This is a genomic window from Roseobacter sp. EG26 (genome assembly GCF_049830555.1).
Classification (GTDB): Bacteria; Pseudomonadota; Alphaproteobacteria; order Rhodobacterales; family Rhodobacteraceae; genus Roseobacter.
In genome coordinates, this window is the sequence record NZ_JBNBLH010000035.1 from 1 (window position 1) to 6,460 (window position 6,460).

The window sequence follows — 6,460 nt, forward strand, 5'->3', positions numbered from 1 at the left end:
CTTACTTGCGGAACTCATCAGGGCCAGTGGCAACCGCCACGCAAACAGGCCGGACACACGACTGTACTGACAGACCATCGCAACCACAGAAATCTCTTGCAATGCAGGAGCCATCCACACACGACATCCGTAAACTGATTTAGCGCCGCGCCGCAGATTTTAAGAAGCGGACATTCAAACCTTGATGGATACTCTTTTCTGTTGGCCAGCTTACATAGGTTCTAGGTGTCGAACAAAACGTGGCTGGTAACCACAGTGTCCGTCCGGTGAAGCCGATCTATTTGGCGGGAGTATGAGCTGTTACGCTGCTTGGGCAGCGTAACGCCAGGGGAGTAGCTCTTCGAGGCGCGTGATTATGTGGTCCGCGATTTGGCCGAGGACCCAAGTAAGCCATGCTTGCGGATCGACATCGTTGAGCTTGGCGGTTTCGATGAGGGAGAAGACGATGGCCATGGCTTTGCCGCCACCCTCTGAGCCTGCGAACATCCAGTTTTTCCAGCCGATGGCCACGGGTTCAACAGACGCTCACCAACCACAGGCTGAGTTTCGGCGTTGATACGTGCCGTTTTTCCCTAATCGTTATCTAAAATTGCTTGGGCTATTGGGCTACTTGGGCTCACGAGCACGCCAATCAATTAACTATTCAAAAATATACTTGTGGGCCGAGACGCATTTTCAAGGACATCATTATGCAGAACTTCAGAACCCTGCGCATGATTAGAAGATACACGATGATCGCAGTGGTATTCAGCATCACGCTATTAACCACATTCAGCGTAATCAAATGGATGCCTACCATTGTCGTCGACAAGATGCTGGCACGGGACATACAGATACAAGCAAGTCTTTGGGAAAACAGAGTACTGAACCGGGTTTCAGCAGGAAAACAGGTTTTCGAAACCAAGATGTTGTCAGAGCAGGACAAGGAATTCCTAAAGAACATCACTTTAAGCTCGGACATCTATCGGTTCAGTATGTTCACGCCCGATGGTCGTGTGTTTTGGTCCTCGAACGACGCCGAAATCGGACGGACAATATCTGCATCCTTTTTTGCGGATATTATGGTGACCGGTAAACACTACTACACGCATAAGCCGGTTAGGTCATCGGAAGTGGACGACTTTGATCTGCATGCGCTCGCCAGCGATAGCGGTGGATTGAGAGAAGTGGCCGAAATCTTCACGCCAGTTGTTCACAAGGGCATGACCGTAGGTGCCATCGAGTTCTTTACCGACATCACAGACGTTCGGGACACATTTATCCTGCGTGTCCGGATCGCGTTGACCGCTATTTGCGCGATCGTGCTGGCCATGATGAGTATTATTGTGTTGGTCATTCGCCGAAGCAACAAACTATCCGTAAGGCGTCTAAACGCACAAACTGCCAAGGAACGTGAACTGATGGAGCAACAGCTTCAGATGGCGCGGGAAGTACGCTTGTTGGGAGAACTGAATGAGTGGTTACAGTCCAGCAGGTCTCTTGATGAGCTCTTCCAAATGGTCGGCCAGTTCATGACACACATTCTTCCTTGTTGTGAGGGAAGTGTTTACGTCTATTCGAACTCGCGTGATGTCCTTGACGGCTGTGCAAGCTGGAACGGCGGGAGCCACAAAAATCATATTCATCCCGAAGCGTGTTGGGGCCTGCGGCGAGGCAGGACCTACAGTTACGGCGAGAGTGAAGTTGACTTTGTATGTGAGCACAAAGAACCATCCGATGGTCGAACCTATTTCTGTTTTCCGATCTTGGCCCATGGCGAAACGGTTGGCCTGATGACTCTCACGGCCAAGAAGGAGACGTCACGCGAAGAGTTCAAAGCTGGAAAAAGACTGTCGCAGATGTGTGCTGAACAGATAAGCATGGCGATAGCCAACGTGCAGATGCGCGATCAATTGCACGATCAATCTGTGCGGGATCCGCTTACAGGATTGTTTAACCGTCGTCACCTTACGGACAGCCTGCGGAAGATGATCACCCGATCGCACAAAGATGGCTCGGCGCTCAGCTTAGTGTCTGTCGACGTCGATCATTTCAAGAAGTTCAATGACAATCATGGCCATGATGCGGGCGACATGGTGTTGAGGGCGGTTGGTGCATCAATGGTGCAACTCTGCGATGGGGATGAGCTCGCCTGCAGGTTGGGCGGCGAAGAGTTTATGCTGCTCTTGCCGGACGTGCCAAAGGAAAAAGCCCATGCCCGTGCGGAGCGACTGCGCAAGAACATCGAAGACTTGAGTGTCCGCTACGGAGACAAAAACTTACCTCGAATTACCGTTTCTATTGGCGTCGCGCACTACCCTGACCATGGAACGATACCTCAAGACTTGATGCGAGCAGCAGACGACGCCTTGTATAAAGCCAAAGACCAGGGCCGAAACCAGACGGTTGTTGCAAGCAAGCTGACTGGTGTCACAGATGTAGGGATAGATGGTTCAAGCGACAAAGGCGGCACACCGAAGATTGCAGCTGAATAGTCAATGCTAACGAGACATAAACGGAATACTTGGTTAAGGAACAAACAGCCCGGAAGAGACATTGAATCTCGGGGCTGGTTGACGGGTCAGCGGACTTTGCTGCCGTTCGGTCGAGGTCTGCTTTTGGTCACTGACGATAAGTGGCGATCTTGTAAGCTGCGAAAGTGAAGAACAGGCCAAGCGATCCATCAATCCACCGACGAGCCTTTTGATAGGCCACAACAACTGGCGCTGTAGAGAACGTAACCGCGTAGAGAACGTGAACCGCCAAAGACAGTGTCGTGGCAATCAGGATAAGCGCAAAACCAACCCACAAAGGTGCCTCATTACCAAGGCCAATCCCAACAATCGCGATCCACTGAAGAGCGGCTTTCGGGTTCGTAAGCTGAATTGCGATGCCCTGAAGATAAAGGTTTTTACCACGAGCGGCCTTGGGTTTGTGCGAATGTGAAGGTGTCGCTGCTGACCGAAACGCCTTGTATGCCAACCACATCAGGTATGCCGCTCCGAAGATTTTTAGAAGCGTCACGATGCCAGCGTAAGCGGTAATGAGGGCAGTGAGGCCTGCAACGGTGCATGTGGCCCAAACTGCTGAACCAGAGCCGACCCCGAGGGCCAGCTTTACCCCGGCATCACGCCCACGTTCCATCGAGGTTCCGATAATAGCGAGAATGTTCGGACCAATGCTGATGAAGCCAACCGAGAAAATGCCCAAGGCCAAGAGTAAACTCGAAATTTCTGCGCTCATTGGAGTTCTCCGTCCAACTTTGCCAGAACACTAGCAGATGGTCTCAATTTGAGAAGCAGTCATTCGCTGCACCCCGTCGAATTAGCGGGTCGGGCTCCTCGCTGACCTTAGTCATGCGACGCATCAATGACGGCGCCTAGACGACCGAGCCAATCGATCAGTCATGCCGCGTTCAAAGGCACGCAAGAAGATTTGGTTTTTGCCAGATGTCGCTTCTGCCAAAGTGACCTACTTGGTTGTTTCAGGCAGTGCTAAGCCTTCGTCGTCTAGGGAGACGTCGGCGGGTTTGTTCGTCGTTTCCGGCAAGGCTATTCCCTCGTCTTCCGGGTCAAAGACGGGCACAGCACCTTTATCGTCAGCGGAGGCGGCGGCTTGCTCGTCAACGACGCCCAACTCCTGATCGGCCGGCAAAGCACCACCACCTATGTCCTGAAACGCCTGCGGACCGGCGTCCGCATCCTGATTGGCCTGCGGATCTTTTTTGCCTTTGTAAGGATACCCCAGCGCTGTTCGAGCACCTTTGGAAGCGCCGACGCCTAAGGCCATTGGACCGCCAATTTGTTTCGCCGTGTCCATCACAGGCCCGAGCTCAGACCCGCCTTGCAAGCCTGCACTTAGGGTAAGTCCACCGCCTACCAAAATCGCAGCACTTTCAAGAGCGTGGGCAACCGTCATCGCAATTTGTGCTTTTCGCTGTTTGGATTTCAGCGCCGCGATAGCCTCCGCGTTTCCATCTGCGTTAGCCGCTTGAAGCTTGGCAATCTCATCGGCCAATATGCCATTGTAAACCGCAATGAAGCTCCGCAGGGTCTTTGCAGCGGCGAAAATCGAACCCGCGATAATCGGAATTGCACCAGGTGCCGCGATGCCAAGAGCGACCGCAGAGCCGATGGCTTCTGTCGTCCGGATCGCTTCAATCATCGTGGTCATCAACTCGCTCTTATCTTCCTGCTTCTGGAAGGCCTGTCGCATCATCATCAAACCGCGAATGAGCTTGGCCACGCCCACAACGGCACCGACGATCGCAGAGAGCATAAGGTTAAACGCACCGACGGTAGTAGCGGCACTCAGTCCCGTAAGCGCCGCAGCAATCGTGAGGCCTGCTTCTACGATCACGAGGCCCGCGTTGAACTTTGCCTTGTGCTTCAGGAAAAACTTTCCAACGGATTTCATCCAATCGGGCCATTTCATCCAATCCGGCTTGAATTGGGTGACGATGGTACGGTCGCCCATCTGTTGCCTGCCGTGCACGCCCATTTTGCATTGGATCGTGTCGGACCAACGCGCATATTCCTCGTTCGACATGCTGGTTGCCGCCATGCCTAGGGAGTCGAGCAGCGGCGAGCCCACGGCAGTTGGCGTTCCGGGCATCGGCTCCTGCGCCGAGGTGGTGACGCGCTGCATTGCGATCACGTTGCCGTTCGGCACTGGGATCAGCGACGGGTCATGCGCGGGCGTCGGCGACAGCGCCGTCGTCATGGCCAGACGGCTGGACGCCATCGTTCCCGGGGCGCTCTTGCGCTGCAAGCTGGGCAAGGGCAGATTGCGCGCTAAGCTGCGCGTGGGCGCCCGCGGTGGCTCCTGCGACTGCCCGCGCGTATCCGCCCGGCGCTGCAGTGCTGTCAGTTTGCGTGTGGCGGGGCTGTCGGCGGCCGCCGCGCGAAGCCGCGCTAAGCTATCGGAGCCGGGATGGGCTTGCTGCTGCTCCAAGCCCGTCTTTGAACTTCGGTGATCTGGTTCTTTTCGGATGGCAGGCGAACGGACTTCTTGTTCGTGTAGGGGCACGGCGCTTTCCCGAACTTCGATTTCTACACAACCTTAGCACGAATTTTTCCTTTGTCATGGCCGAACATTGTCGACCTGCTCTTGCGCGCCTTACTCATCCGCCGCGATCAGGCCGACGCCCCGCAGGTAGATGCCGATGCCGGTTTCTAGCAGGTCGTCGGCCGGAAAGGGCAAGGCCCGTCCGGGCGAGTTGCGGGCAAAAGCTCGACCACTCCGTGGCTCATCGCCCAGATATGCGCCGAGAACATTGCCGCGGGAGGCCGTTTTTCCGCCGGGATATGCTGGCTGAGATCGACCGCAGCCTCTTCCAGCACGACATTGGCACGCAACCCTGATCCGCGATCTGGCCACCGGCGACTTCCTCGATCATCAACGCAACCTGGTCCTGATCGGTGGAACTGGCACCGGCAAAACCCACCTCGCGGTCAGCATTGCCCGCGCCTGCATTCGGCAAGGCAGGCGAGGTCGGTTCTTCAATGTCGTAGACCTCGTGAACAAACTGGACGCCGAGGCGCGCGGAACGGCAAGGGCGCACTGCCGATCTTATCTCACGCCTCGACCTCCTGATCCTGGATGAACTAGGCTATCTGCCCTTCGCACAAACCGGCAACCAGCTCCTGTTCACCTCATCAGCAAGCTCTACGAGCGCACCTCAATTATCGTCACCACCAACCTAGCATTCGTCGAATGGCCGAGCGTCTTTGGCGACGCCAAAATGACCACCGCGCTTCTCGACCGCCTCACGCATCATTGCGAAATCGTGGAAACCGGCAACGAAAGCTGGCGCTTCAAAAACAGAGCGTAGCACTTATCGGCGCCCCCGCTGGCCCGCCGCCGCTGCGCAATATGAGGGCTACGCAGCGGCGGGCCAGCTCAACACAAAGGGGGGGTAAAATTGGACGCCGATAAGGGGTCAACGTTGCATGCCGATTGACATACCCACTTCTCGACTGACGTCCGGGTGCCTTCCGATATCTCAAAACGAACAGGTTTCTGAGTTTTGTTTTGCAGAACTGACGCATGTCCTTTGATTTTCACCAAATGGCCGGTCGGTCCCGCGAACTGTAAGTTGCCCTGCCGATCGTCGCTGCGCTGCTTTCGAATGGCCGGCTTTCATGCTGCCTTGCAGAGACAACGACGATGCGAGTGCGGTACAATTTGCGCTGCGTGCGCTCGTGGCGCAAATTTTCGTTGATCGAGTCGGGCTCTTCGCAGTCGTTGGGTCGAAAGCAGCATGTTGAGTTGTCAGTTGAAGCTGAATCAACAAGGACGGCCCATTCCGGACGTTCAGTAAGTCGTTTAGCGTAATGGCCCAGTTCCCCAAACCGGGCGTTTGTTCGCAGTGCAGCGCTCAAATCAGAAAAAGAGATTCAATCCCGCCATTGATACGATTAGAAAAAGAATAGTCATGACGCCGCCAGAACGAACGAAGTCGATCACCCTATAGCCTGCG

General features: G+C 55.0%; 4 protein-coding genes and 3 pseudogenes. 2 read left to right on the forward strand and 5 right to left on the reverse strand.

Features of this window, described 5'->3' with window-relative positions:
* Positions 1-300 precede the first annotated feature (300 nt).
* Positions 301-486, reverse strand: coding sequence for a transposase domain-containing protein (locus tag ACOTTU_RS24780; protein ID WP_425662182.1), 186 nt, complete (start codon positions 484-486; stop codon positions 301-303).
* Between the two features lie 203 nt (positions 487-689).
* Between ACOTTU_RS24780 and ACOTTU_RS24785 the strand changes: the two genes are divergently transcribed.
* On the forward strand, positions 690-2,474 hold the full coding sequence (locus tag ACOTTU_RS24785) for a sensor domain-containing diguanylate cyclase (protein WP_425662184.1): 1,785 nt from the start codon (positions 690-692) through the stop codon (positions 2,472-2,474).
* Positions 2,475-2,601: 127 nt separating this feature from the next.
* Here the strand turns inward: ACOTTU_RS24785 and ACOTTU_RS24790 are convergent, their stop codons facing one another.
* The 3 genes and pseudogenes from ACOTTU_RS24790 to ACOTTU_RS24800 form a co-directional block, all read right to left on the reverse strand.
* Positions 2,602-3,222, reverse strand: a complete 621-nt coding sequence (locus tag ACOTTU_RS24790) for a LysE family translocator (RefSeq protein ID WP_425662186.1) — start codon at positions 3,220-3,222, stop codon at positions 2,602-2,604.
* A gap of 228 nt (positions 3,223-3,450) precedes the next feature.
* A complete protein-coding gene (locus ACOTTU_RS24795) occupies positions 3,451-5,007 on the reverse strand; it encodes a hypothetical protein (protein ID WP_425662188.1) in 1,557 nt (518 codons plus the stop codon).
* A gap of 90 nt (positions 5,008-5,097) precedes the next feature.
* Positions 5,098-5,333, reverse strand: a pseudogene (locus ACOTTU_RS24800) (TetR/AcrR family transcriptional regulator); the annotation flags it as partial.
* Between the two features lie 5 nt (positions 5,334-5,338).
* Here ACOTTU_RS24800 and istB point away from each other — a divergent pair.
* A pseudogene (istB, locus tag ACOTTU_RS24805) lies at positions 5,339-5,812 on the forward strand (IS21-like element helper ATPase IstB); the annotation flags it as partial.
* A gap of 131 nt (positions 5,813-5,943) precedes the next feature.
* Here istB and ACOTTU_RS24810 read toward each other — a convergent pair.
* Positions 5,944-6,042, reverse strand: a pseudogene (locus ACOTTU_RS24810) (integrase); the annotation flags it as partial.
* Between the last annotated feature and the right edge of the window lie 418 nt (positions 6,043-6,460).

Coding starts and splice junctions, on each gene's coding strand:
- ACOTTU_RS24780 (WP_425662182.1), bottom strand. CDS start 486: ATGTTCGCAGGCTCAGAGGGTGGCGGCAAAGCCATGGCCATCGTCTTC.
- ACOTTU_RS24785 (WP_425662184.1), top strand. CDS start 690: ATGCAGAACTTCAGAACCCTGCGCATGATTAGAAGATACACGATGATC.
- ACOTTU_RS24790 (WP_425662186.1), bottom strand. CDS start 3,222: ATGAGCGCAGAAATTTCGAGTTTACTCTTGGCCTTGGGCATTTTCTCG.